Source organism: Rhodococcus tukisamuensis NBRC 100609 (genome assembly GCF_001894985.1).
GTDB classification, from domain to species: domain Bacteria; phylum Actinomycetota; class Actinomycetes; order Mycobacteriales; family Mycobacteriaceae; genus Rhodococcus_G; species Rhodococcus_G tukisamuensis.
In genome coordinates this window covers 60,843-85,908 of record NZ_BCXG01000008.1, presented here as the reverse complement: position 1 = coordinate 85,908, position 25,066 = coordinate 60,843, and the positions used below count along the sequence as shown (strand labels likewise).

Sequence of the window (25,066 nt, the reverse complement as noted above, 5' to 3'; positions counted from 1 at the left end):
GAGCGGTACCGGTAGACTCCTGTGCCGATCCCCCCGGGGATCACGCCTCCGTAGCTCAGTTGGATAGAGCAAGAGCCTTCTAATCTCTAGGTCGCAGGTTCGATTCCTGCCGGGGGCACTCTGTTTGCGCAGTTCACGACTGCTTTTAGGCGTCCCGCTCCTGCCGCATTCCCTCTACGTTCCCTTGAAGCCCGAGTTGTCGGGCGAGTTCACAGCAGCGATCCGACCGTCTGCAGGATGATTCCGGCCCCAATCGCGACAACACCCCATCCGGCCAGCCGGGCATCCGCCTTCGCCTCCTGATCCAGCTCATCGGCCAGACTCTCGAGAGAATGCTGGGCTCGGGCGCGGTCGGCAGCAAGGTCCGCCGTCACCTGATCGACCCGCTCGGTCGTCGCAGCATGCCCATCCGTGAGGTCCGCGACCAGCCGGGCCCGCCGCTCTGTCTCGGTCTCGTCGGTACGTACCGCCGTGCCGCTGATCGCGATATCAGCCGACAGGGTGCGGAGTACGGCGACGGCTGTCTGACGCTCAGCCCGCGTGAGGCCCGGGTGATCGCCGACCAGTTGCGCGCGTACGCGGACCTCGTCGAGCCGACGTAGACCTCGGGGTGTCCGGCCTGGCTGCCAGCACGACGTCGTTCGAGCACGTGAAGTTCTCGGCGGTGCTCAACGAGATCAACTCCCCCGGTAGCCCATTCCCGGTCGGCAAGGGATTCATGGCCACCAACAACTGATCACACAATGACGGGCCAGCGATCTAAATCTCGCTGGCCCGTCATTTGTCAGAACGTCGTATTCCACCAAGCGAGCACGACGTCGATGACAGTGCCGATGGGGCCGTACCAAAAAGTCCAGGTGTCCATCTCGTTCACCTCCTCTCAGGGGCAGTGCCCGCCCAACCAGCACGGGGCGTTGTCCCGGATCCAGATTCGGATGGGGTCCGGGACAATCCCGTAGGGCAGAAACCCCGAGGTCCGCAGGAGGATTCGCGCCCCCAATCACTAGCAGTTCCACCCGCCCAGGTTGCAGGCCAAGGCAGCCAGTAGCCAGATTTTGATGGGGTACGGGATCCATTCGAACCAGAATGTGTCCACCATCTAGATCACCTCGAAGTTGGTTACGGGCAGTATCCCCCCAGCCAACAGGATGCATTGTCCCGGACCCAGACCCGAATGTTGTCCGGGACGATTCCGTAGGGCATTAGCCACCAGATCGGTGGAAAGTCCATCTCGATCACCTCAGTTCTGGCTGGATTACGGGCAGTGTCCACCGAGGTCGCAGCCGACGATCGACCACAAGATGACTCGCCATTCCATCGGGAACGGCAGTCGGTACATCCAGGTGCTCTGAAACTGCGGGTTCGTCTCTGGCGTCATTCCAAAATCCCCGCCCCTCCGGTCCCGGGCCGATCCGTCTGGTCAACGCTAGACCTCCAGACAGCCGGCCAAAAGTGATCGGTCCCAGGCCCTCGCAAACAGGCCGAATCCCTCTCCGCTTGGAAGCACTATCACCGTTGTTGCTGGTAAACAGCCCTATCACTGCAGGCGGACCGCGTCCTGCTTCGCCTCGAGCGGGCAGTCCATCGGCAGGCCGAGCGGCGTCCACGGCATCACCTTCACGTCCGTTACCCGCTCCGTGACGGGGCCGATCTGCAGACGCCCGGAGTCGGGGAACTCGCCATGATGCTCGACCAGCCCTCAGCGAGCACCTCGGCGATCTCGCTGCGCAGTTCAGGCAGCGCCCACCCCCGCCATCGCCGAACCACTCACCGCAACAACGGAATCCCCCGCAACCACCAACCGGGGTTGCCCTCCCGGCTCGCCCAGGTCCTCGAGGGCCCACACGACCTCCCCGGTGCGCGGCGCCATCGCGAACGCCCCGCGACCGTTTCCGCCGTACGCCACGTCGCCGTCGTAGCCGACGTACTCGGCCGCGACATCGGTCTCCCGTTGCCACAGCCGCTCGCCGGTCGCCAGGTCGATGCCCGACGCGGTGTCAGCAGCGTGCACCAGCACTGTCTCCCCCACCACCGCGACCGAGGTGGCGTCCCGAATGTCGTCGCTGCGCCACACCCGCTTGCCGGTGGTCCGGTCGTAGGCGCCGTCACCGATCACCATCGGAAGCTCGGGATCGACCTGCCGCTCCGGCTGCGCCGCCACACCCGTGGCCACGCTGGTCAGCACTCGTCCGTCGGCGGCGCGGGCCTCGATCTCCCGCAGGTGGCCGGAGCAGTCGGTGCGGCCGACCAGTGTCACCGGACCGGCGACGATCGCGGCCGACTCGACGCAGTCCGGCACGACCCTGGCCCACGTCTGCCGGCCGGTGCGGGCGTCGAGTCCGACGGCCTCCCCGGCCACCTGCACCAGCGCGACGTCACCGGCCACCGTCAGCACCGCCGTGCCGGGCACGTCCTCCCAGCCGCCGCTCACCTCGACGGGGGTGCTCCAGTGCGCGGCCGGGTCCGCGACGCTGCCGGCGTGCACCCGCACGTCGGCGTCCTCCGGGTTGCCCTCCACCGTGAACACCCGGTCGCCGCCGACGGCGATGCCGAACGACATCCAGTCGGTCGCGGTGCGGGTGACCTCGCCCGAGCGGGCGTCGACGGCGACGATCTCGTCCCGCCCGTCGTACCCGGTGGTGAAGCAGACGACGCTCTCGCCCAGCGGCCTCGGGGCACAGCCGCCCAGGCCGTCCGCCGGCACCTGCCAGCGCACCGCGCCGCTGCCCGCGTCGACGCCGACCAGCCGCGCGTGGTCGAGCGAGTAGCCGCCCGGCTTGGGCAGCCCGATCGCGGCGACGACGGTGCTGCCCACCGCGATGCCACCGGTGTCGTCGGAGTCGAACTCGGTGCCCCACAACGGGTTCCGGAACTGCGCGAACTTCCGCCCGTATGCCTGCTCGGCGTCCAGGCGCCAGGACTCGACGGCCGGTGGCCCTGCCGGCTGCACGTCCTCGGTCGGCCCCGGCAGGTAGTCGGTGTACCCGGGTCCGGTGAACGCCGGGAAGGTCTCGGCGGGCGGCTGGTCCCGGACGAGCACCGCCACGGCCGCAGTCACGGTGACGACGGCGACCACCGCCGCCGCGATCAGGTTCCGCGTCTCCCTCGTCACGGCAGATCCAGACCCGGTGCGACCGCCAAGGATTCGAGTTGCTCGAACGTCGGCAACTCGGGCCCCCGCCAGCTCACGGAGACCCGGGTGCCGGACGGCCGGGTGACGGCCACCTGGCGGTAGCTGCCGAACTGGCCGCTCGGTCCGGTCCGGGCACTGACGGAACCGTCCGGGAGAGAACGGATCTCGGTGCGATCGTGCTCGGCCGCCGGGTCGTACGGATCGAGCGGGACTGGCGGCCTGTGACCGCCTCCGATCCCGACGGTCAGCGCCCCGGGACCGCCCGGCCCGGAGGTCCCGACCTCGACGCAGACCGCGTTGCGGCCGGCCCCGCCGAGCTGCAAGGCGTCCAGCGTCCCGTCGAGGGTGACGCCGGCGGGCGTGCCGGCCCGCCACGAGGCGTCGAGCGCGCCGCCCAGGCGGGCGATGTCCTCCCGGGTCAGTTCCCGACCGGAGGCCTCGGAGTCGGCGCTGCATCTCTCCCGCGGCGCCGGGGTGCCCGGCGGCACCGGCGCGGTGACCCGCAGCCCTGGGGCGGTCACGATCGCGGTCAGCTCGTCGAGGGTCAGCGGGAACTCCGCCGCGACCTCCGGCTCCCCGCCGCTCCCCACCGCCACCTGGTCGGTGACCTGAGCAAGCACGGACGACCCGTCGGGCAGGTAGCCCGTCGCCGACCGGCTGAACGTCCGGAACGGGCCGACCTGGTACCAGGTCTCCTGCAGGTCGACGACCGCGTCGCCGGGCCCGGCGATGCGGCGCACGAGATCGCCTGCCACACAGGCCGGCACGGCACGGTCCCAGTTGGCCACCTGCACGTTGAACTCGCCGGGGCCGGACCCGCGGTCGAGGTTGGTCCAGAGCGAGGTCCAGCCGGGGACGTCGTCCCGATCATCTCCGCCGAAGTCGGCGATCGGGTCGAACACCAGCGGCCTCGCGAGGTCCACCGCCGCGTCCGGCGGCAGCGCCGCGGCCAGCGCCTGCGCCATCGCCGTCGCCTTGGGTCCGGAGAACCACGGCTCACGGGGATTGTCGTACGTCTGCTCCCCGAAGCTCGAGTAGGCCGCCCACTCCGCCGTGGACGGGGGCTCGACCGCGTCGCAGCCGGGGATCTGCGCCGGGTACTGCACCGGCGGCGTGAGGTAGTCCTCCGCGGCCGCCCGCGGGTCCTCGGACGGCCGCTCCGGCGGCCGCGTCAGCCCGGCGACCACCACCCCGGTCGCCACGATCGACACCACCACCAGGGTGTTCGTCCAGAAGGCCGTCCTGCGCCACCACGGCCGTGTCGTCGCCTCGTCCACCCGTTCCCCATCCCTCGACTCGTCGTCCCTCATGTCCCTTTCGCCACATTCATCCCCTGCGTTACCGGCGAGTCGCTCCCGCTCCAGCCGTTCGTTTCCTGTATAGGGGCGCCGCTCCCGCGGTAGAGTCAGTCAGGCATTTGGCGACCTCTCGAGGAGCGCTACATGGAACCAGCCGGGGGCCTGGGCCTGAAACACCCGGGCTGCAACACCTCCCAAGAGAACCCGTGCGCGATCAGCAGGCGCAGCGGGAGTACGCATCAACCGCGATACGACGCCGCACGAGCTGCGGCACTGCCGTCGAGTGGCCCCCGACCGGGCCGCCGATTCGAGGTCCATCGTCGAGTTCACCATTGGGGATTGCCATGAAAATGGCCAAGGCTCTTGTCATGCCCGCGCTCGTCTTCGCCGCCGTCGCCGCGGGCTCGGGCACCGCCGGCGCGCAGCCGATCCTGCCGGGTCTTCCCGAAATGCCCGCGCTTCCGGCTCTGCCGCCGCCACCTCAACTGCCGCCGCTTCCGCCGCTTCCGCAGTTCAACGTCGCAGATCCGGTGCTGCCCGGTCTCCCCGCGATCCCCGGCCTGCCCCCGCTGCCCACGGTCCCCGGACCACCGGCGGTCCCCGGACCGCCCGCGGTCCCCGGAATCCCCGCGGTCCCCGACGCTTCGCAGGTGACCACGATGATCGCGGACCAGGCCTGGCCGGAGAACCAGGCCAAGCAGGAGGCCTTCCAACACGCGGCGGACGAGGTCAGCATCGGCTGGGCCAACGGCGGTCAGCAGAAGATGATGGTCGGCTCGGTCGTCGGCATGCTCGTCGGCTGCGTGTCGATCTTCCCGAACTTCATGGCCGGCTGCATGATCGGCAACGTCGTGGGCGCCGGCGTCGGCGCCATCATCGGCATCGACGAGGGCAACCCGAACGCGAAGGTCGCGGTTCAGGAATTCATGGCCACACCATGACGCACTGACCGTCCGGCGGGGTGCGCAGGGGCGGGCGCCGTCAGTTCGACGCGCCCTTGCGTACCACCGTCAGCTTGGACAGCCGCGACGAGATCCGGCGGTCCTCACCGTCACGCAGCAGGGCAATGCCGGACCGGACCTCCTCGACCGCCCAGGTTCCAGCCGTGTCCGAAATGTGCACCAGGTCTCCGACCTGCACGGTCTCGCTCATCGAACTCTCTGCCTCCACGCTCGCTGGGGCACGCGACGGCGCGCCCGCCGACACCTCGGTCGACACAGACAATTATCGCGCGCGATGTAACCGCGCTCACGCGCGGACCACCCGAACCCGCCGGATGTCGCGGATCGGCGCCGCTACTCGCCGCTACTCGCCGGTCGCGCCGTCGCCCGCCGCCGATTCGCGATCTGCCTTCGCCTTCGCGGCGGCCTCCCGCATCTCGAGGCCGTCGGTGATCCAGTCGCCGATCTCGCGGGTCACGTCCCGGACGGCACCGGCGATGATCACCGCGATGTTCCCGACCCGCTCGGCGCCGGACTCTGCCAGCTCCTGGACTGTGTCCTTGCCCAACTCGAAGTCGATCCCGATTCGGTGTTCCATTTCTGATCCCCCTCAGACGGTGGCCTTCTGGCGCTCGACGATAACACCGGGCGGACGTCCGGGACCGGCGATGAACGGCGGCAGGGCCAGGGCGAAGATCTTGCCCCACACCGATCCGATCTGCTTGAAGAAGCCGCCGGTGTTGTAGGGCAGGCCGTGCTTGGCGCACAGCGCCCGGACCTGCGGTGCCATCTCTGGGTACCGGTGCGCGGGCACGTCGGGGAACAGGTGGTGCTCGATCTGGTGGGAGAGGTTTCCGGACATGACGTGGAACAGCGGGCTGCCCTCGATGTTGGCGCTGCCGAGCATCTGCCGCACGTACCACTGACCCCGCGTCTCGTCGGCGGTCTCGTCCTCACTGAAAGTCTGCACCCCCGTCGGGAAGTGACCGCAGAAGATGATCGAGTAGGTCCACACGTTGCGCACCAGGTTCGCGGCGGCATTGCCGAGCAGGGTGCTGACGAAGAGCGGGCCGGTCAGCGCCGGGAACAGCACGTAGTCCTTGAGCACCTGGCGGCCGGCCTTGCGCCACATCCCCTGCAGCAGCGGCTTCACGTCGTACCAGGACCGCTTGCCGCTCACAATGTTCTCCACCTCGAGGTCGTGCAGCATGACGCCCCACTCGAAGAACGTCATCAGCGCGAACGCGTAGACCGGGTTCCCCAGGTAGTAGGGGTTCCACTTCTGCCCCTCGTCCATGCGCAGGATGCCGTACCCGATGTCCCGGTCGCGGCCGACGATGTTGGTGTACGTGTGGTGCATGTAGTTGTGCGAGTGCCGCCACTGGTCGGCCGGGCAGACGGTGTCCCACTCGAACACCCGGGAGTTGAGCCCGGGCTCGCGCATCCAGTCGTACTGGCCGTGCATGACGTTGTGCCCGATCTCCATGTTGTCGAGGATCTTGGAGATTCCGAGCGCGCCCACGGCGGCGAGCCAGAACGGCGGCAGGAAGCCGAGGTACATCAGGCCCCGGCCGGCGACCTCGAAGCCGCGCTGCGCCTTGATCACCTTGTAGATGTACTCGCGGTCCGCGGCGCCGAGGTCGGCGACGACGCGGGCGCGCAGTTCGTCGAGTTCGCGGCCGATCTCCTCGACCTGGTCGTAGCTGAGTACAACCGGCCCGTCGGACGTGCCGGTGTCGGACTTGCCGCCGCCCAGGAACGGCAGCGTGCGGATGGACAGACCGAGCATTGGACTTCTCCTGACGATTCGACGAAGTTTCGTGGCGTGGGGCTCAGAGGTCGAGGCTGACGTCGCCGACCGCTGCCGAGATGCACAGTTGGATCGGCCGGTCCGGGTCGGCGTCGATCTCGCCGGTCCGCAGGTTTCGGGTGCATCCGCTGGTCTTGACCGTGGTGCAGGTGAAGCAGATGCCCATCCGGCAGCCGAAGTCCGGGTTCAGGCCCGCCGACTCGGCCTGCTCGAGCAGGCTGGCGCCCGAGTTCGGTGCGCTGACGCCGGAGGCGGCGAAGGTCAGCTCGCCGGTGGCGTCCGCGTCGGCCGCGGCCGGCGCGATCGTGAACTCCTCGCTGTGCAGCCGGTCGGCGAGCCCACGGCCGTCGTAGAGTTCGCGCACCGAGCGCATCAGCGCGGCCGGCCCGCACAGGTAGGTCTGGGCCCCGTCGGCCCACGGCGCGACGGCGTCGAGGTGCGCGGGCCCGAAGTGTCCGCGCAGGTCTCCCCCGCCGCCGTCGCCGGTGTACACGAGCTCGAGCGTGAGGTTGGCGTGCCGGTCGGCCAGGGCCGTCAGCTCCGGCAGGTAGGCGACGTCGCCGGCGGTGCGGGCGTAGTGCAGGAACGCGATCGGGCCGGCGTGGCCCTCCGCGAGGAGGGTCCGCAGTATCGCCAGCACCGGGGTGATGCCGCTGCCGCCGCTGATCAGCAGGACATGCCCGGGCCGCCGGTCCGGGAGCCGGAAGGCGCCGTCGGCGGGCGAGAGGTCCACCACCAGCCCCACCCGGGCCTCCCTGTTCAGGTAGCCCGAGACCACACCACCCGCATGCTCCTTGACGGTGAGCTCGATGCCGGCGTCGTGCTGCGAGCCGGCGGGCGAGTAGCAGCGGGTGTGCCGGACGCCGTCGACGACCACGCCCACCTGGACGAACTGCCCGGCCTCGAAGCCCCGCCACTGGCGGGTCGGCCGCAGGGTGAGGGTGACGGAGCCGGTACCGCGCCGGACCGCGGTGACCTCGGCCCGCAGGTCGCGGACCGTGACCATCGGATCGACCAGTTCCAGGTAGCGATCGAGGCGGTGCGGGGTCGCGAGCGACTCGAGCAACGAGACCAGCGAGGGCCGGCGGGCGGGCCGTGACGGGCGGGACTGCAGGGCCACTGCGACCTCCTGAGTTGGACAAGGGAACGGGTCGGACGCGGGGATCAGACTTCGATACTTTCAGTGAACAGTCGTACTCCAATTAGTGTGACAGGAAGTGGCAGGTAGATGTCAACAGTCCGGGCCGAACTCGTGTCTCATGACACACCCGTGCACAAATACGGTGCACACCCGGACACCGAACCGAGCTCGCCTACACTCGGAGCCGTGACGGAGCCGGAAACCAGAGCCGAACGCAAGGAGCGCACCCGCCAGGCCCTGCTCGACGGGACGCTGGAGATGCTCGCGGACCGCGGCTTCGCGAGCCTGAGCCTGCGCGAGGTCGCCCGCTCGGCGGGCATCGTGCCGACGGCCTTCTACCGGCACTTCAGCTCGATGGAGGACCTCGGGGTGACCCTCGCCGAGGACGGCATGCGGGTGCTGCGCCGGATGCTGCGCGAGGCCCGACGCGACCGCGGCGCCGCCGGCACCACCACCGTCCGCGCGTCGCTGGACATCCTGCTGCGTGAGGTGCGCGCCCACGAGGGCCAGTTCCGGTTCCTCGGCCGCGAACGCCAGGGCGGCGCCCCCGCGGTGCGCCGCGCGATCTCGACCGAGCTGCGACTGTTCGCGAGCGAACTGACCATCGACCTCTCCCGGATGCCGGCGCTGGCGAGCTGGCCGGTCGAGGACCTGGAGATGGCGGCCGACCTGATCGTCGCGGTGATGATGACGACCGTCGTCGACGTGCTCGAGGTCCCCGCGGGCAGCCGCGAGGAGCGAGCCGTGGTCGCCCGTGCCGAGCGCCAGCTGCGCCTGATCCTGGTCGGCATGGGGTCGTGGCGCCCGAACTCGGAGGCCGGCTGAGGGCGGCGTGGGCGGCGCGCTGGAGGAGAATCCACTGTTGTGGCAGCAAAGAAGGACGTTCCGACCGATCCGGCCCGCACCCTGGCACTGCTGTGGGGCCTCGAAGGCAAGGCCGGACGCAGGGGTCTGAGCGTGGACTCGATCGTCGCGGCCGGCATCGCCCTGGCCGACGCCGAGGGGCTCGACGCCGTCTCCATGCGGCGGGTGGCCGAGCGACTCGACGTCGGCGCCATGTCCCTCTACACCCACGTCCCGGGCAAGGCCGACCTGATGGACCTGATGCAGGACGCGGCGCTCGCCGGGCTGTACGCGGACCTCGACGAACCCGCCCGCGCGCCGGGCGGCTGGCGCGGCGGCATCGAGTTCGTCGCCGAACGCAACTGGGCGCTCTACCAGCGACACCCGTGGATGCTGCACCTGGCCGGGGCCCGCCCGGTCCTCGGGCCGAACACGAGCCGCAAGTACGAGGCGGAACTGCGGCCGCTCGACGGCATCGGCCTCACCGACGTCGAGATGGACTCGGTCCTGACGCTGGTGCTGGCGCACGTCGTCGGCACCGCCCGACAGCTGGCCAGCGTGGCCGCGACCGTGGAGGAGTCCGGGCTCACCGACGCGCAGTGGTGGGGCATCGTCGGCCCGATCCTCGACCGCGTCATGGACGGCGAGCAGTTCCCGGTCTCCGGCCGGGTGGGCACCGCCGCCGGCACCGAGTTCGACGCCGCGTCCGACCCTATCCATGCGCTGCGCTTCGGGCTGGACCGCATCCTCGACGGCGTCGCCGAGCTCATCGGCTCACGCGCGCATCGGGACTCCGCCTCGTCGCGGCCGGATCAGTCCGGCGCGGAGTAGCCACCGGCCGGGTGCACCGCCACGGTCGCGACCACCCCGCGGTGGTCCGACCCGGGCAGTTCGACCGCCTCGGCGCCGGTGGCACACGCCCCGGCGACCAGGATGTGGTCGATCGCGAGCAGCGGCGGCCACCAGCGGTCCGCGGGGTAGGTGCGCAACACCCCGGCACCGGACTGCTCGGCGGCGTCCCGGAACCCGTCGTCGATCAGCGCCCGGTACTGCGCGTGGTCGAAGGTCGCGTTGAAGTCCGCTCCCACGACGACGGTCCCGCCGCCCGCCCGCAGGTCCCGCAGGATCCCCCGGACCTGCCCGAGTTCGCGCGACCAGATGTCTGTCTGCGGCCGCGGCACCGGCGGCAGCGGGTGCGCGGCCACGAGCACGAACGACGGCCCGGTCGGCGGCTGCACCCGCGCCGAGACCATGTTCAACACGAACCCGAGATGCTCGGTCTCCTCCGACAACGGGTGCCGGCTCCAGATCCCGGTCCCGCCGCCCAGGTCCATCGGGCGCAGGTACCGGAACGGCAACTCCTCGTCGAGGCCGGCCGCGCCGAGCGCCGGCACCGCCCCGGGCGTGAGCTCGTTGACCGTCAGCACGTCGACCTGCCTCGACCGGACCTGCGCGACCACGCCCTCCAGGTCGTCGTTGCCGAAGAAGATGTTCGCCTGCATGACCGTCAGCTCCGCGGCCGCATCGGCGACGCGGTCGGCGGTGTAGAGCGGCAGCTGCGTCCAGACGGCGGCCGCCAGCACCACCGCCGCGACCGCGGCCCCCGCCCACTGCCGGGCCGCGGCGAACGCGGCCAGCCCGACGACGCTGGACGCCATCAGCAGCGGCGCCGCCGAGGCCAGCACCACCAGGGTCGTCACGGTGGTGTCGAGGTAGTGCGCACCGACGCCGACCGCGGCCACCAATACCGCCAACGACCCGAACGCCACCGCCGCACGCCGAACCCACCGCATCGAATTCCCCTCCAGGTCGTCGCCCGAGTGTGCCCTACGGGCGAGAGGTCGCGGGAACAGCCGGGCCGGCGGGACGCCACGACCCCGACCGGGGTCGGCGTTCCGGCCGGTCAGCCCAGTGCGCGCTTGGCCACCAGCGCCGCGCCGACCTGCGGCAGATCCGACGGATCCGACGGATTCAGTCCCGTCAGCTCGAAGACCCGGCGCATTCGGTAGTCGACGGTGTTGGCGTGGACGTGCAGCGTGGCGGCGGTGGCGCGACGGTTCAGCCCGCTGGCCACGTACGCCTCGAGGGTCTGCATCAGCTCCGGCTTCGAGGCCAGTGGTTCGAGCAGCCGGGCCAGTTCGAGGTGTGCCGGACTCGGCCGGCTCAGCTGGTACTCGAGCAGGACGTCGGAGAGCCGGTACAGGCCGGGCGGGCGGCCGGAGCGGGCGACGAGCGCGATGATCTCCGAGGTCTCGTGCACGGCGGCGGGCACGGCGGCGGGTTCGGCGATCGCGCCGGCGACCCGCAGGTCGGCGCCGACGACCACCCGCGCCCGCTCGACCATCTGCCGCAGTTCCTCCCAGTCCGGCGGCGAGGCCGGGCAGGGGATCAGGGCGGTACCGCCGCCGCTGTCGATCACGGTGAGCGCGGGCTCGCCGGTGATCCGGTCGAGCTCGGCCTGCAGCCGGCGCAGCTTGCGGCGGGCGGCGACGGTGCCGCTCACCCCGTAGCCGCGTTCGTCGGTGTTCTCGTCGATCGCCAGGCTCAACGCCAGGTAGTGCGGCGCCACCCGGAGGCCGGTGCGGCGCACCACCGCGTCCACCGGTTCGCCGGCCACCAGCGCCGACATCAGCGAGCGCCGCCCCGAGTTCTCCTGACTCTCCATGATCTGGCGTTCTTCGAGGTACGCGGCACTGACCGCGATGGTGAGCCGGCGCAGGAAGTCCAGGACCATCCCGATCACCACCTGGGTGTCGCCCATCTCGTCGGGGTCGGCGCCGGCGAACAGTTCCTCGGCGGCCAGCCCGATGCCCACGTGGTAGGCGTGCAGGATCGCGTCGAGCGGGACACCCTCCTCGGCGCGGCGGGCGGCCGAGTTGCGCTGCTCGACGAGCTCGGAGTCGTACGCGGCGCGGCGCTCACGGATCAGGGTGGCGAACAGCTCCATGTTGTGCTGGATGATGGCGGAGATCTCGCCGTAGACCTCTTCACGCGGCAACTCGCGATAGATCGGCAACTCGTCGACGAGCCGGGCGATGACCCGCGCGGTGAGCTCCGATGCCGACGCGTTCAGCCAGTTCGCGATCGGCCGGCCGCCGATTCGCAGGGGTTCATCTCTCCAAACGACCTTGTTGGTATCTGTCACAATCCGACCCCGACGTTTCTCATGAATAGCGCCGCTCACCGCGATACATGTGATGCATACCATGTTGCCGATTCCACACACAACGGAACCGTCCCGATCATCCGGACGCCACACCTCAAGCGCCGGTACGGTTTTCGACCATGAGGCCACGCAGCGCCAGGAACGATGTCCGGACAGGCGCGGTCGAGGTGGGAGATTTCACCTTCGAAATCACCTCCGCGGGGCCACCCGAGGGCCCTCCGGCGGTCCTGTTGCACGGGTGTCCCGAGACCCCGGCGTGCTGGCTGGAGCTGACCGGGTACCTCACCGCCGCCGGACTGCGGGTGATTGCGCCGGCACAGCGCGGCTACTCCCCCGGCGCCCGCCCCGTCGGCGTCGAGCACTACGCGATGCACCACCTCGTCGGCGACGTCGTGGGCCTGTTCGACGCCCTGGGCCTGGACTCGGTCCACCTGGTCGGCCACGACTGGGGTGCCGCGGTGGCCTGGGCCGTGGCCGCGACGCACCCCGACCGCATCCGCACCCTCACCGCGGTGTCGGTCCCGCACCCCACCGCGTTCAGCCGCGCCCGGCGCGAGGACGACGACCAGCGCGACCGGTCCCGCTACATCGACCTCTTCCGCGACGGCGACCGCGCCGAGAGCCTGCTGCTGGCCGACGACGGCCGCCGGCTGCGGGCCGTGTTCGGCGACGTCGATCCGGTCCGGGTGGAGGCGCACCTGCGGGCACTCACCGAGCCGGGCGCCCTCACCGCGGCACTGTCCTGGTACCGGGCCATGACCCGGGAGTCGAACTCGCTGCCGGCGGTCCGGGTGCCCACCACCTTCGTGTGGAGCACCGGCGATGCGGCGATCGGCCGCGCCGGGGCGCAGATGTGCGGCGAATACGTCGAAGCCCCGTACCGTTTCGTGGAACTGGACGGGGTCAGCCACTGGATCCCCGAGGTCGCCGCCCCGGCGCTCGCCGAGGCGGTGCTGGCACGCGTCGAAGGGAATGAGCGATGAGCGGAATTGCGGTACTGCTGGTCGGAATCGTCCTCTGTTTCTGGGGAATCGGATCGCTGCACGTCGCGGTGCTGGCGGCCGGCTTCGGCCTCGGCTGGTTGATCGCCGACCTGTTCAGCGCGTCGCTCGCCACCCTCTTCCTGTTCGCCCTGATCGGGGCCGTCGCCTCGTGGGTCGTCACCACGCTGGTCTTCAAGTTCTCCGCCTACTTCATCGGCGGCCTCACCGGTGCGATGGCCGGTGCCAAGATCGCGGACGTACTGCAGCCGGGCGAGAACAACTGGGCCATGAGCGGCATCGTGATCGTCGCGGTTGCGGTGGCCGCCGCCTTCCTCGCCGACAAGTACCGTGCCCGGGCGCTGCTGTGGCTGACCTCGATCGGTGGCGCCAGCATGATCCTGAGCGGCCTCGGCCGGACCACCAGTTCGCTCGACTTCCTGGCACACCCGAGCCAGGGCTGGGAGCAGGTCACCTCGACGGTGCTGTGGATCGCGCTCGCCGCGGCCGGCTGGCTCGTCCAGCGCCGACTCTTCCCCGACAAGCTCCGGATTCAGTCCGACGAGGGCGCCAAGAGGAGGTAGCCCGGCCGCGGCGGACGGACCGGGAGCAGCGCGGCCAGCCCCACCGCCAGCACGATCAGCAGGCCCAGGATCCCGGCGCGGTCGCTCCCGAAGAGCCACGCACACAGCCCGAACAGGGTCGGCGCCAGGAACGACGCGGCCCGGCCGGTGGTCGCGTACAGGCCGAACATCTGACCCTCACGGCCCGGCAGGGTGATCCGGGCGAGGAAGGTGCGGGCCGCGGACTGCGCCGGACCGACGAACAGGCACAACACCAGGCCCAGCACCCAGAAGGCGAACGGACCCGACACCACGAGCAGGACTGCGCCCGCGCCGAGCATCGCGATCAGGGACCCGACGATGACCGGCTTGGGCCCCATCCGGTCGTCGAAGCGGCCCGCGGCCAGCGCGCCCGCCGCCGCCACCACGTTCGCCGCCACCCCGAACAGCAGCACGTCGGCGGTCGCGATGCCGTAGACGTTGACCGCGAGCACCGCACCGAAGGTGAAGACGCCGGCCAGCCCGTCTCGGAACAGCGCGCTGGCCCCGAGGTAGTAGACGGTGTGCCGGTCGGCGTCCCACAGCTCGCGCAGGTCCCGCCACAGCACCCGGTAGGAGCCGAGGAAGCCGATCTGTTCTGCAGAATTGCCCGAGGCTCCGCCCGAGAACGTCTGCACCTGGGCGCGGGGCAGTTCCGGGACCGCGAGCAGCACCGGGATCGCGAACGCCGCGAACCAGACCGCGGCGAGCAGCACCACCAGCCGGATGTTCAGCCCGCCGTCGGTGCTGACGCCGAGCAGTCCCCGCGCGTCGCCGTCACCGGCGATGAAGCCGAAGTAGCAGATCAGCAGCAACGCGATGCCACCGAAGTAGCCCATCGCCCAGCCGAACCCGGAGACCCTGCCGATGTTCTGCGGGGTGGACACCTGCCGGAGCATCGCGCTGTAGGGCACCTGGGCGAGCTCGAAGAGCACCGTCGCCGCGCCGAGCAGCGTCAAGCCCAGCCACAGATACTGGTACCGGTCCTGCACCAGGCTCATCGCCGTCATGGCGACCACCACCGCCCCGGTGAGCAGCGCGAGCGAACGCTTGCGGTGCCCGGTGGCGTCCGACCGCTGACCGGTCACCGGGGCCAGCACCGCGATCAGCAGGCCCGACGCCCCGAGCGCCCAGCCGAGCCAGCTGCTGGCCGAGACCGAGCCCGGCAGGTCCGCGCCCACCGAGTCGGTGAGGTACACCGAGAACACGAACGTCACGATCACCGCCGAGAACGCGGCCGAGCCCCAGTCCCACATCGCCCAGGCCAGCACCTGCCCCCTGGAGGTCGCCGACCCGATCGCCGCCGGCCCGATCGCCGCTGTCGCCATAACGCGAGCCTAGGGCGAGACGTGGCCCGTCGCCGGGACGTCACTTCGGAGTAACGATTACCCCGGAGCCCGGCGCCGCCCACCGCGCGGTTCCTAGTCTTTCGAGCAACCCTTCTGTGTCGGTCCGTCGCCAAAGAACGGGAGTCCACGCATGCGCTGCCCGAGACTGCTGTCCCTCGCCGTTGCCGTCGCGGCCGCCTCGGCGGCGCTCGCCGGCTCGCCCGCCGGCGCCGATCCGGCCGCCGGCGCCGGTCAGCCCGCCGACACGTACTACCTCTCGCTCGGCGACTCGTTGGCCGCCGGCTACCAGCCGGACACCGACCGGGACGAACCGGTCTCGTACAGCGACGACCTGTACGCCACGTTGCGCCAGTCCGATCCCAACCTGCAGTTCGTCCGGCTCGGATGTTCCGGCGAGACCACCGAGACAATGATCAGCGGCGGCAGTTGCACCTACCCCGGCGCGAGTTCCCAACTCGCCTACGCCACCAAGTTCCTGCGTGAGCACCCGGGACAGGTCCGGTACGTCACCGAGGACATCGGCGCCAACGACATCTACCACTGTCTCCGTGACTCGACCGGTTCCGCCGGCTCGTCCGGGGTGCCCGACATCGGCTGCATCACGCAGAGCCTCGGCACCATCGGCGGCAACCTCACCAAGATCAACGGCCAGTTGCGCGAGGCCGGCGGCGACGGCCCCCGCTACGTCGGGATGAACTACTACGACCCCGCGCTCGCCGGCTGGGTCGACGGCGGGGCGGGCCGCGCGATGGCGGCGGCGACCGCGGCCGCCGCCAACGTCCTGTCCGCGACCATCGCCGGCGCCAACAGCGCGGTCGGATGGCAGACGGCCGACGTGGCCGGCGCGTTCTTCAACAACGACTTCGGCAATCCGGTCGACGTCCCCGGGTTCGGGTCGCTCCCCCGCAATGTCGCGTCGATCTGCACGTGGACCTGGATGTGCACCGACCAGGACATCCACGCGAACCCGACCGGACACCGGGTGATCGCGCAGGCCTTCCTGCCGCTCCTGACGGCCGCGCCCGGTCCGGGCACGGGGTCCGCCGACGCCTCCTGAACCCGGGCCGTCGGCGCGCGGCCGACGCCCAAGCGAATGCACCTCGTTGCATAGTCACCTCGTTGCATAGTCACCTCGTTGCATAGATACTCCTACCCGTGGCACTCGAACACGCGCTCCTGGTCTCGCTCTCCGAGCAGTCCGGCTCCGGCTACGAGCTGGCCCGCCGGTTCGACAAGTCGATCGGCTACTTCTGGAGCGCCACCCACCAGCAGATCTACCGGGTACTGAAGCGGATGGCCGCCGCCGGCTGGGTCGACGGCGAGGTCGTCGGCCAGGACGGCCGCCCCGACAAGCGCGTCTACCGCGTCAGCGACGCCGGCCGCGCCGAGCTCCGACGGTGGATCGCCGAGCCGACCGACGCCGGGCACCTGCGCAACGAGCTGGCCGTGAAGATCCGGGCGGCGGCACACGGCGACCTCGACGAGCTGCGCACCGAGGTCGCCCGGCACCGCGACGCGCACGCCGGTCGCCTGGATCTGTACCGGCTGATCGAGAAGCGCGACTTCCCCGCCCCGCAGCAGCTCGCCGGCACCGACCTGCACCAGTACCTGGTGCTGCGCGGGGGCATCCGGGTGGAGGAGGGCTTCACCGCCTGGTGCCAGGAGGTGCTCGATGCCCTCTGACCGTCCGACCACCCCCGACGATCCGGCGCTCCACCAGCCAGCCAGCCCCGACCCCCGAAAGGCCGCACCCGTGAGCAACCCGTACCCGAACCTGCTCTCGCCCCTGGACCTCGGCTTCACCACCCTGCGCAACCGCGTGGTGATGGGGTCGATGCACACCGGGCTCGAGGACCGCACCCGCGACGTCCCGAAGCTGGCGGCGTACTTCGCCGAACGCGCCCGTGGCGGGGTGGGGCTCATCGTCACCGGTGGCTACGCACCGAACCGCACCGGCTGGCTGCTCCCGCTCGGCGCGGACCTGATCACCAAGTCGCAGGCCGCCAAGCACCGCACGATCACCGACGCCGTGCACGCCGAGGGCGGCAAGATCGCCCTGCAGATCCTGCACGCCGGCCGCTACTCCTACCAGCCGCTGAGCGTCTCCGCGTCCTCCATCAAGGCCCCGATCAACCCGTTCCGGCCGCGGGCGCTGACCGGCCGCGGCGTCGAGTCGACGATCGACGACTACGTCCGCTGCGCCCTCCTGGCCCAGTCCGCCGGGTACGACGGCGTCGAGATCATGGGCGGCGAGGGCTATCTCGTCAACCAATTCCTCGCCGCGCGCACCAACAAGCGCCGCGACAAGTGGGGCGGCAGCGCCGAGAACCGGCGTCGCCTCGCCGTCGAGGTCGTCCGCCGCACCCGCGCCGCGGTCGGGCCGAACTTCGTCATCCTGTTCCGGCTCTCCATGGCCGACCTGGTCGAGAACGGGCAGACCTGGGACGAGATCGTCTCCCTCGCACGCGAACTCGAGACCGTCGGCACCACGATCCTCAACACCGACATCGGCTGGCACGAGTCCCGGGTGCCGACGATCGTGACCTCGGTGCCGCGCGCCGCCTTCGCCGACTTCACCGCCCGACTGGCCCGCGAGGTCACCATCCCGGTGTGCGCGTCGAACCGGATCAACATGCCCGAGACCGCCGAGGAGATCCTCGAAGGCGGTGCGGTGCAGCTCATCTCGATGGCCCGGCCGATGCTGGCGGACCCCGAGTGGGTGCGCAAGACCGCGGCCGACCGCGGCGACGAGATCAACACCTGCATCGCCTGCAACCAGGCCTGCCTCGACCACGCGTTCGTGAACAAGCCCGTGTCCTGCCTGCTCAACCCGAGGGCGGCCCGCGAGACCGAACTGGTGCTCTCGCCCACCCGCCGGGCCAAGAACGTCGCGGTGGTCGGCGCCGGCCCGGCCGGACTGTCCGCGGCGCTGAACCTGGCCGAGCGCGGCCACCGGGTCGAGCTCTTCGAGGCGGGCGAGGAGATCGGCGGCCAGTTCGGGATCGCCCGCCGGATCCCGGGCAAGGAGGAGTTCGCCGAGACCATCCGCTACTACACGCGTCGGCTCGAGCTGGTCGGCGTGAAGGTGCACCTGGGCACCCGCGTCACCGCGCGCGAACTGCTCGACGGCGGCCACGACGAGGTGGTCCTCGCGACCGGCGTCACCCCGCGCATCCCGGCGATCCCCGGGATCGACCACCCCAGCGTGCTCTCCTACGCCGAACTGGTCCGCGAGGGGCGCCCGGTGGGGGCGAAGGTCGCGGTGATCGGGGCCGGCGGCATCGGCGTCGACGTCTCCGAGTACCTCACCCACGACGCCTCGCCGACCCTCGACCTGGCGGAGTGGAACCGCGAGTGGGGCGTCACCCACGACGAGTCGGCGCCCGGCGCCCTCACCGAGCCCCGGACCGAGCCGTCCCCGCGGGAGGTGTTCCTGCTCCAGCGCAAGGCCGGGCAGATCGGCAAGTCGCTGGGCAAGACGTCCGGCTGGGTGCACCGGGCGGCGTTGAAGAAGAAGGGCGTCGAGCAGATCTCCGGGGTGAACTACGAGCGGATCGACGACGACGGCCTGCACATCACGTTCGGGGACAAGCGCGAGCGGCCGCGGACCCTCGCCGTGGACAACGTCGTGATCTGCGCCGGCCAGGAGCCGGTGCGCGACCTCGCGGCGGAACTGGAGGCCGCCGGGATGACCACGCACGTGATCGGCGGCGCCGACGTGGCCGCCGAACTCGACGCCAAGCGGGCGATCGAGCAGGGCACCCGCCTCGCCGCGTCGTTGTGAGAACGCAGGCGGCTCCGCCGCTCGTGCGCGGCAACCGTCCCCCCCCGGACCCGCAAACCGCGCACGAGCCGTGGGCCGTCTCGGCGACCCGCTAGCCTGACCCCGTGAGCCTGCCTATCCCCACCCCCGACACCCGCGCGGTCGTGACCGGCGCCTCCTCCGGCATCGGCGAGGCGCTGGCCGCCGAACTGGCCGCGCGCGGCCACTCGCTGATCCTCGTCGCCCGGCGCGGCGAGCTGCTCGAGGCGCTGGCGCAGCGCCTGACCGAGGCGCACGGCGTCACGGTGGAGGTGCGTGCGGTGGACCTGTCCGACCGCGACGCCCGCGCCGTGCTGACCGCCGAGCTCGCCGACCGCCCGGTCAGCATCCTGTGCAACAACGCCGGCATCGCGACGTTCGGCCCGATCGCGGAGCTGGACCCCGGCTATGAGCGGGACCAGGTCGAGCTCAATACCGTTGCCGTGCACGACCTCACGCTCGCCGTGCTGCCGGGGATGCTGGCCCGCAACAGCGGCGGCATCCTGATGGTGGGGTCGGCGGCCGGCAACATGCCGATCCCGAACAACGCCACCTACGCCGCGTCGAAGGCGTTCGTGAACACCTTCTCCGAGTCGCTGCGCGGCGAACTGGCCGGCACCGGCGTCCACGTCACCCTGCTGGCGCCGGGCCCGGTACGCACCGTGGAGCCCGATCCCGCCGAGGCCTCCATCGTCGACAAGCTGGTCCCCGACTTCCTGTGGATCTCCAGCGAGTACACCGCGAAGCTCTCGCTGGACTCGCTGGCCAAGAACAAGATGCGCGTGGTGCCGGGCCTGATCAGCAAGGGCATGTCGGTGGCCGGGCAGTACACCCCCCGCGCCTTGATCGCGCCGATCGTCGGCACGTTCTACAAGAAACTCGGCGGGTAGGCGTAAGCCTTTGCCACGCGGCCGTCAGGGTCCCGTCAAGGACGACGGATCCGGCGGCCGCGGCGGGTACTCCGGAGGGTGAACCCCACCCAAGGAGCCCACGGTGACCCTGCTCGAGATCTTCCCCTCGTTGCGCTCGGCGATGACCCCGCGCCTCGACCCCGCCGTCTGGCCGGCCAGCACCCACGTCGACGACCACGACCGGATCACGGTGGCCGGGGTCGCGCTGGCGGACATCGCGGACCAGTACGGCACTCCGAGCTACGTCCTCGACGAACTGGACCTGCGGCACCGCTGCCGCACCTACCGAGAAGTCTTCCCCGAGGCCGAGATCGCCTACGCCGGAAAGGCGTTGCTGACCCGGGCCGTGGCCACCTGGGTCACCGAGGAGGGCCTCTCGCTCGACGTGTGCTCGGCGGGCGAGCTGGCCATCGCCCTGTCCGCGGGCGTCAATCCCCGCCGAATCATCATGCACGGCAACGCCAAGACCCCGGCAGAGCTGTCCGCCGCCCGGGACGCCGGCGTGGGACGGATCGTGATCGACTCTCATGCCGAGATCACCCTGCTGGCCGCGACGCTGACCCGCCGCCAGAACGTCCTCGTGCGGGTCACCCCGGGGATCGATGCGCACACGCACCGGGCGGTCGCGACCGGCGTCACCGACCAGAAGTTCGGCTTTCCCCTCGAGCACGGCCAGGCCGACGAGGCCGTCAGGAGGGTGCTCGGACAGCCCCGCCTGAACCTGATCGGCCTGCACTGCCACCTCGGTTCGCAGATCACCGAGGTCGAGCACTTCCGCACGGCGGTGGATCGGATGATCGCGCAGATGGCACAGATCCGGATCGACCACGGCACCATCCTGACCGAACTCAACCTCGGTGGCGGGCACGGCATCTCGTATGTCTGCGGCGACCCACAGCTGGACCTGAGCTCGTTGGCCGCGACACTCGACGACGCGCTCGACGACGCCTGCGCGCGGCACCGCTTCCCGCGACCGCGCATCACCCTCGAGCCCGGCCGCGCGGTTGCAGGCAGGGCCGGGGTGACCGTCTACCGGGTGGTGTCGGTCAAGCACGTGACCGGCGGCCGGACGTTCGTCTGCGTCGACGGCGGGATGAGCGACAACCCGCGGGTCGCGCTGTACGGCGCGCACTACAGCGTCGCCCTGGCGAATCGGCACTCGATCGCCGCGCCCGCCGTGGTCACGGTCGCAGGTAGGCACTGCGAAGCGGGTGACGAGCTGGCGGTAGACGTGCAGCTGCCCTCCGACCTGCACCCCGGCGACGTTCTCGCCGTCCCCGGGACCGGCGCCTACCACCACAGCCTCGCGTCGACCTACAACGCGGTCGGGCGGCCGCCGATCGTTGCGGTGCGCGACGGCCGCAGTCGCGAGTTGATCCGGCGCGAGACCGTCGAGGACCTGCTGCGGCGCGAGGTGTCCGGGTAGGCGTGGCGCCAGTCCTTACCGGCAAGTAAGTTGGGACCCGTGTGGCGGGCGACATCATCGCCGCCGCCCGGGCACACCTCACCGCCACCAGGAGGACACCAGCCGATGCCGCGCCTTTCCGGAGCCACCGACCTGATCAAGGGCCTGGTCCCCATCACCCGCGCCGGCATCGTCGAGCCGATCGGGCCGGGCCGGCTCGCCGGGGTGATCTCCGCCTGGTACCAGTGGGACTTCACCGCCGGCGGGCTGCTGGCGGTGGCGGCGCGCCGCGACGGCGACCGGGTGGCCGTCGTCGACGACCTCGGCGCGATCAGCTACCGCCGGCTCGACGCCGACGCGCACGCCCTCGCCGTCGCCCTGCACGACCGGGGCCTGCGCGAACGCGGGCGGATCGGCATCCTGGCCCGCAACCACCGCGGCTTCCTCGTCGCGATGGGCGCCTCGTCGCGGCTCGGCACCGACCTGGTGCTGCTCAACACCGGGGCCTCGGCCGCCCAGCTCGCGGAGGTCGCCGCCGAGCAGAAGTTGGACTGGCTGCTGGTCGACCCCGAGTTCGCGGCGCTGATCCCCCATTCGACGCTGCGGGTCGCCGTCTTCCACGACCCCGACGCGGCCCCCGACGACACCCGCGCCGACGGCTGGGCGCGGTTCGACGGGCTCCTCGAGGACGGCCGGCGCGGCGGCGTATCCGGGCTGCCCGCCCGCCCGCGCCGCGGCCGGATCGTCGTCCTCACCTCCGGCACCACCGGCACCCCGAAGGGCGCCAACCGACCCGAACCGCGCAGCTGGATGCCCGCGTCGGCGCTGCTGTCGCGGCTGCCGCTGCGCAGCGCGGAGACGACGGTGGTCGCGTCGCCGATCTTCCACACCTGGGGCCTGGCCGCCGTGCAGATCGCGCTCGCGCTGCGCTCGACCATGGTGCTCAGCCGGCGCTTCGACCCCGCCGCCACCGTCGCGCTGGTCGCCGAGCACCGGGCCAGCGTGCTCTGGGTGGTGCCGACGATGCTCCAGCGCATCACCGACCTGCCCGTGGGCGAGCGCGCGGCGGACCTGTCGACGCTGCGGGTGATCGCGGCCAGCGGCTCCGCCATCCCGACCGGCGTCGTGCACCGGACCCGCGAGGTGTTCGGCCCGGTCCTCTACAACTTCTACGGCTCGACCGAGGTGAGCTGGGCGTCCATCGCGCAGCCCCACGAGCTCGACGCGCACCCGACCACCGCCGGCCGTCCCCCCCTCGGCACGGTGCTGCGGATCCTCGACGACCGCGGCGCCGAGGTGCCCCGCGGCACCGTCGGCCGGGTGTTCGTCGGCAACGGCATGCTCTTCGAGGGCTACACCCGCAACGGCAGCGAGAAGGAGGTCCGGGACGGCCTGATGTCCACCGGCGACCTCGGCCACTTCGATGCGGACGGCCTGCTGTTCCTGGACGGGCGCAGCGACGACATGATCGTCTCCGGCGGCGAGAACGTCTACCCGCGCGAGGTCGAGGACCTGCTCAGCCTGCTGCCCGGGGTGCTGGAGAACGCGGTGGTCGGCGCCGAGGACCCCGAGTTCGGCGCCCGCCTGGTCGCCTACGTGGTGCGCAGCGGGGACGCCGACGGCGAGACGCTCAGCGAGGACGGCATCCGCACCCACGTGAAGGCCCACCTGGCCCGCTTCTGTGTGCCCCGCGAGGTGGTCTTCCTCGACGAACTGCCCCGCAACCCCGCGGGCAAGGTGGTCCCCCGCCTGCTCCCTCCGGTCTAGGCGGCTCCGCCGCTCGTGCGTCAGCGCTTGCGGCGGCGGCCGGTGCCGAAGATGGACCGCGAGATTTCCCGGCCGGCGACGGTGGCCGCGGACCGCAGGAAGCTCTTGACCGCGGCATTCTCCATGATCCGCTCGACCGCGCTGGGCTCGTCCGGCGGCGGGGGCGGCAGGTCCGGCAGGTCCGGCAGCAGCGGCGGCAGGTCCAGGCCGTCCGCGTTCGGCGCGCCGGAGACCTTGGCCGTGAGCCGCTCGTAGGCCGACTCGCGGTCGACGGTCTGCCCGTACTTCGCGTTCAGCGGGCTGGCCGCGGCGGCGGCCCGGATGGCGGGCTCGCCCACGGTGTCCATCAGCGACCGCGGCGGCGGGATCATCGCCCACGCGACCGGCGTCGGTGCGCCCTTCTCCGAGAGCACGGTCACCACGGCCTCGCCGGTGCCCAGCGAGGTCAGCGCCTTCTCCAGGTCGTAGTGCGCGGTCTTCGGGTACGTCCGGACGGTCTTGTTGAGTGCCTTCTGGTCGTCCGGGGTGAACGCGCGCAGCGCGTGCTGGATCCGGGCCCCGAGCTGCGAGAGCACGTTGTTGGGCACGTCGGTGGGCAGCTGCGTGCAGAAGAACACGCCGACGCCCTTGGAGCGGATCAGCTTGACGGTCTGCTCGACCTGCTGCAGGAACGCCTTCGACGCGTCCGCGAACAGCAGGTGCGCCTCGTCGAAGATGAACACCAGCTTGGGTTTGTCCACGTCGCCGACCTCGGGCAGCGTCTGGAACAGGTCCGCGAGCACCCACATCAGGAAGGTGGAGAACATCACCGGCCGGGCCGCCTGCGCGCCCAACTCGAAGAGCGTGACGACGCCCTTGCCGTCCGGCCCGACCCGCAGGAGGTCCTCGGTCTCGAACTCGGGCTCGCCGAAGAAGGTGTCACCGCCGTCCGCCTCCAGGTTGACCAGGGCCCGCAGGATCACCCCCGCCGTTGCCGAGGACACGCCGCCGATCCCCTTCAGGTCGGCCTTGCCCTCGTCGGAGGTCAGGTGCGCGATGACCGAACGCAGGTCCTTGAGGTCGAGCAGGGCCAGGCCCTGGGTGTCGGCCCAGTGGAAGATCAGCCCGAGAGTCGACTCCTGGGTGGCGTTGAGCCCCAGCACCTTGCTCAGCAGGATCGGACCGAAGCTGGTGATGGTGGCGCGGACGGGGACGCCGATCCCGCCGGTGCCGAGCGAGAGGAACTCGGTGGGGAACGCGGTGGGTGCCCAGTCCGCGACGCCGGTCGACGCCGCACGGGCGGCGATCTTCTCCCCCGCCTCGCCGGGTGCGGACAGCCCTGACACGTCGCCCTTGACGTCCGCCATCACCACCGGCACGCCCGCGGCCGAGAGCTGCTCGCAGATGCCCTGCAACGTCTTGGTCTTGCCGGTGCCGGTCGCACCGGCCACCAGGCCGTGCCGGTTCAGGGTGGCCAGCGGGATCCGCACTCGCGCAGTGGGATCGACGACGCCGTCCACCATCACGGTGCCGAGCTCGAGCGCGGCACCGGCGAAGGCGTAACCGGCGGCGATCTCCTGGGCGGCCGAGGTCGACGACGCCGGAGCCGAGCCACCCGCGACGGACCCGCCGGCGGATTCGGCGGGCGCGGGAACGGATTCGGCCGGAGCCGTGCTGGTTTCGGCGGGAGCCGGGGTCTCGACCGGCGGCGGCCCTGCCTGCTGCGCCGCGGCCTCCGCCTCACGCAGGGCCGCCGCGGCTGCGGCCGCCGCCTCCGCCGCCACCCGGGCAGCCTCTTCGGCCGCGGCCTGCGCCGCTTTCGCCCTCTCCGCCAGCGAAACCTGGTCGGGCTTCGGCTCGGATGCTCCGGATGCGGTCGGATCCACCGTCATTCACGTCCTCCTGGTCGGCACTGCAACGCGTCGAATGTGTCCACCGG

At 71.2% G+C, this 25,066-nt stretch carries 23 protein-coding genes and 1 tRNA gene; 14 read left to right on the top strand and 10 right to left on the bottom strand.

Translation table 11 applies throughout. The features are described 5' to 3' along the window. Nucleotides 1–44: 44 nt before the first annotated feature. The 3 genes from RT2_RS11395 (at nt 45) to RT2_RS26385 (ending at nt 736) form a co-directional block, all read left to right on the top strand. A tRNA-Arg gene (locus RT2_RS11395) sits at nt 45–118 on the top strand. Between the two features lie 214 nt (nt 119–332). After that, nucleotides 333–602 carry a hypothetical protein gene (locus RT2_RS11390; protein WP_072844903.1) on the top strand — a complete coding sequence of 90 codons (270 nt, stop codon included), beginning with the start codon at nt 333–335 and terminating at the stop codon, nt 600–602. Between the two features lie 8 nt (nt 603–610). Next, nucleotides 611–736: a hypothetical protein gene (locus RT2_RS26385; RefSeq protein WP_255312527.1), complete on the top strand. Its 126-nt coding sequence runs from the start codon at nt 611–613 to the stop codon at nt 734–736. Nucleotides 737–1,732: 996 nt separating this feature from the next. Here the strand turns inward: RT2_RS26385 and RT2_RS11385 are convergent. Together RT2_RS11385 and RT2_RS25855 are read right to left on the bottom strand one after the other, a co-directional pair. Beyond that, nucleotides 1,733–3,112 (bottom strand): outer membrane protein assembly factor BamB family protein, encoded by a 1,380-nt coding sequence (locus tag RT2_RS11385; RefSeq protein WP_072844902.1) that lies wholly within the window; start codon nt 3,110–3,112, stop codon nt 1,733–1,735. Next, nucleotides 3,109–4,443 carry a hypothetical protein gene (locus RT2_RS25855; protein ID WP_169888303.1) on the bottom strand — a complete coding sequence of 445 codons (1,335 nt, stop codon included), beginning with the start codon at nt 4,441–4,443 and terminating at the stop codon, nt 3,109–3,111. Before RT2_RS25855 ends, RT2_RS11385 begins: the two co-directional genes overlap by 4 nt. A 332-nt stretch (nt 4,444–4,775) precedes the next feature. Here RT2_RS25855 and RT2_RS11375 point away from each other — a divergent pair, with 332 nt between their 5' ends. Further along, entirely contained in the window at nt 4,776–5,372 is a 597-nt protein-coding gene (locus RT2_RS11375; protein WP_139191241.1) for a hypothetical protein, read from the top strand. Between the two features lie 40 nt (nt 5,373–5,412). On the opposite strand, the gene RT2_RS25850 is transcribed toward RT2_RS11375, so the two are convergent. The 4 genes from RT2_RS25850 to RT2_RS11355 form a co-directional block, all read right to left on the bottom strand. Continuing rightward, the gene (locus RT2_RS25850; RefSeq protein WP_169888300.1) at nt 5,413–5,583 is read right to left on the bottom strand and encodes a hypothetical protein; all 171 of its coding nucleotides are present in this window, start codon (nt 5,581–5,583) and stop codon (nt 5,413–5,415) included. Between the two features lie 153 nt (nt 5,584–5,736). Beyond that, nucleotides 5,737–5,970 carry a hypothetical protein gene (locus RT2_RS11365; protein WP_072844898.1) on the bottom strand — a complete coding sequence of 78 codons (234 nt, stop codon included), beginning with the start codon at nt 5,968–5,970 and terminating at the stop codon, nt 5,737–5,739. A 12-nt stretch (nt 5,971–5,982) separates the two neighbouring features. After that, a complete protein-coding gene (locus RT2_RS11360; RefSeq protein WP_072844897.1) occupies nt 5,983–7,161 on the bottom strand; it encodes a fatty acid desaturase family protein in 1,179 nt (392 codons plus the stop codon). A gap of 43 nt (nt 7,162–7,204) precedes the next feature. Continuing rightward, nucleotides 7,205–8,302 (bottom strand): ferredoxin reductase, encoded by a 1,098-nt coding sequence (locus RT2_RS11355; protein WP_072844896.1) that lies wholly within the window; start codon nt 8,300–8,302, stop codon nt 7,205–7,207. 207 nt (nt 8,303–8,509) lie between these two features. On the opposite strand from RT2_RS11355, the gene RT2_RS11350 reads away from it, so the two are divergent. Continuing rightward, nucleotides 8,510–9,148 carry a TetR family transcriptional regulator gene (locus RT2_RS11350; protein ID WP_072844895.1) on the top strand — a complete coding sequence of 213 codons (639 nt, stop codon included), beginning with the start codon at nt 8,510–8,512 and terminating at the stop codon, nt 9,146–9,148. 39 nt (nt 9,149–9,187) lie between these two features. Further along, nucleotides 9,188–9,997 (top strand): TetR/AcrR family transcriptional regulator, encoded by an 810-nt coding sequence (locus tag RT2_RS11345; protein WP_072844894.1) that lies wholly within the window; start codon nt 9,188–9,190, stop codon nt 9,995–9,997. Here RT2_RS11345 and RT2_RS11340 read toward each other — a convergent pair. Next, on the bottom strand, nt 9,979–10,959 hold the full coding sequence (locus tag RT2_RS11340; RefSeq protein ID WP_072844893.1) for an endonuclease/exonuclease/phosphatase family protein: 981 nt from the start codon (nt 10,957–10,959) through the stop codon (nt 9,979–9,981). The genes RT2_RS11345 and RT2_RS11340 overlap by 19 nt on opposite strands. 110 nt (nt 10,960–11,069) lie before the next feature. After that, on the bottom strand, nt 11,070–12,311 hold the full coding sequence (locus RT2_RS11335; RefSeq protein ID WP_217635620.1) for a PucR family transcriptional regulator: 1,242 nt from the start codon (nt 12,309–12,311) through the stop codon (nt 11,070–11,072). Nucleotides 12,312–12,451: 140 nt separating this feature from the next. Here RT2_RS11335 and RT2_RS11330 point away from each other — a divergent pair, with 140 nt between their 5' ends. Beyond that, on the top strand, nt 12,452–13,315 hold the full coding sequence (locus RT2_RS11330) for an alpha/beta fold hydrolase (RefSeq protein WP_072844892.1): 864 nt from the start codon (nt 12,452–12,454) through the stop codon (nt 13,313–13,315). Further along, complete coding sequence (locus RT2_RS11325; RefSeq protein WP_072844891.1) at nt 13,312–13,896, top strand: DUF4203 domain-containing protein; 585 nt, start codon at nt 13,312–13,314, stop codon at nt 13,894–13,896. Before RT2_RS11330 ends, RT2_RS11325 begins: the two co-directional genes overlap by 4 nt. Here RT2_RS11325 and RT2_RS11320 read toward each other — a convergent pair. After that, on the bottom strand, nt 13,866–15,242 hold the full coding sequence (locus tag RT2_RS11320) for an MFS transporter (RefSeq protein ID WP_072844890.1): 1,377 nt from the start codon (nt 15,240–15,242) through the stop codon (nt 13,866–13,868). The two genes, RT2_RS11325 and RT2_RS11320, sit on opposite strands and share 31 nt — an antisense overlap. 151 nt (nt 15,243–15,393) lie before the next feature. Between RT2_RS11320 and RT2_RS11315 the strand changes: the two genes are divergently transcribed. The 6 genes from RT2_RS11315 (at nt 15,394) to RT2_RS11290 (ending at nt 23,148) form a co-directional block, all read left to right on the top strand. Beyond that, nucleotides 15,394–16,320: an SGNH/GDSL hydrolase family protein gene (locus RT2_RS11315; RefSeq protein WP_072844889.1), complete on the top strand. Its 927-nt coding sequence runs from the start codon at nt 15,394–15,396 to the stop codon at nt 16,318–16,320. Nucleotides 16,321–16,418: 98 nt separating this feature from the next. Further along, nucleotides 16,419–16,946, top strand: a complete 528-nt coding sequence (locus RT2_RS11310; RefSeq protein ID WP_072844888.1) for a PadR family transcriptional regulator — start codon at nt 16,419–16,421, stop codon at nt 16,944–16,946. A 70-nt stretch (nt 16,947–17,016) separates the two neighbouring features. Further along, on the top strand, nt 17,017–19,047 hold the full coding sequence (locus tag RT2_RS11305; RefSeq protein ID WP_072844887.1) for an NADPH-dependent 2,4-dienoyl-CoA reductase: 2,031 nt from the start codon (nt 17,017–17,019) through the stop codon (nt 19,045–19,047). Nucleotides 19,048–19,151: 104 nt separating this feature from the next. Next, complete coding sequence (cmrA, locus tag RT2_RS11300) at nt 19,152–19,955, top strand: mycolate reductase (RefSeq protein ID WP_072844886.1); 804 nt, start codon at nt 19,152–19,154, stop codon at nt 19,953–19,955. A gap of 103 nt (nt 19,956–20,058) precedes the next feature. Further along, complete coding sequence (gene lysA / locus RT2_RS11295; RefSeq protein ID WP_072844885.1) at nt 20,059–21,402, top strand: diaminopimelate decarboxylase; 1,344 nt, start codon at nt 20,059–20,061, stop codon at nt 21,400–21,402. 105 nt (nt 21,403–21,507) lie between these two features. Then, nucleotides 21,508–23,148 carry an AMP-binding protein gene (locus RT2_RS11290; protein ID WP_072844884.1) on the top strand — a complete coding sequence of 547 codons (1,641 nt, stop codon included), beginning with the start codon at nt 21,508–21,510 and terminating at the stop codon, nt 23,146–23,148. 20 nt (nt 23,149–23,168) lie between these two features. Here RT2_RS11290 and RT2_RS11285 read toward each other — a convergent pair whose 3' ends face one another. Beyond that, a complete protein-coding gene (locus tag RT2_RS11285; protein WP_072844883.1) occupies nt 23,169–25,019 on the bottom strand; it encodes a helicase HerA-like domain-containing protein in 1,851 nt (616 codons plus the stop codon). Nucleotides 25,020–25,066: the final 47 nt, after the last annotated feature.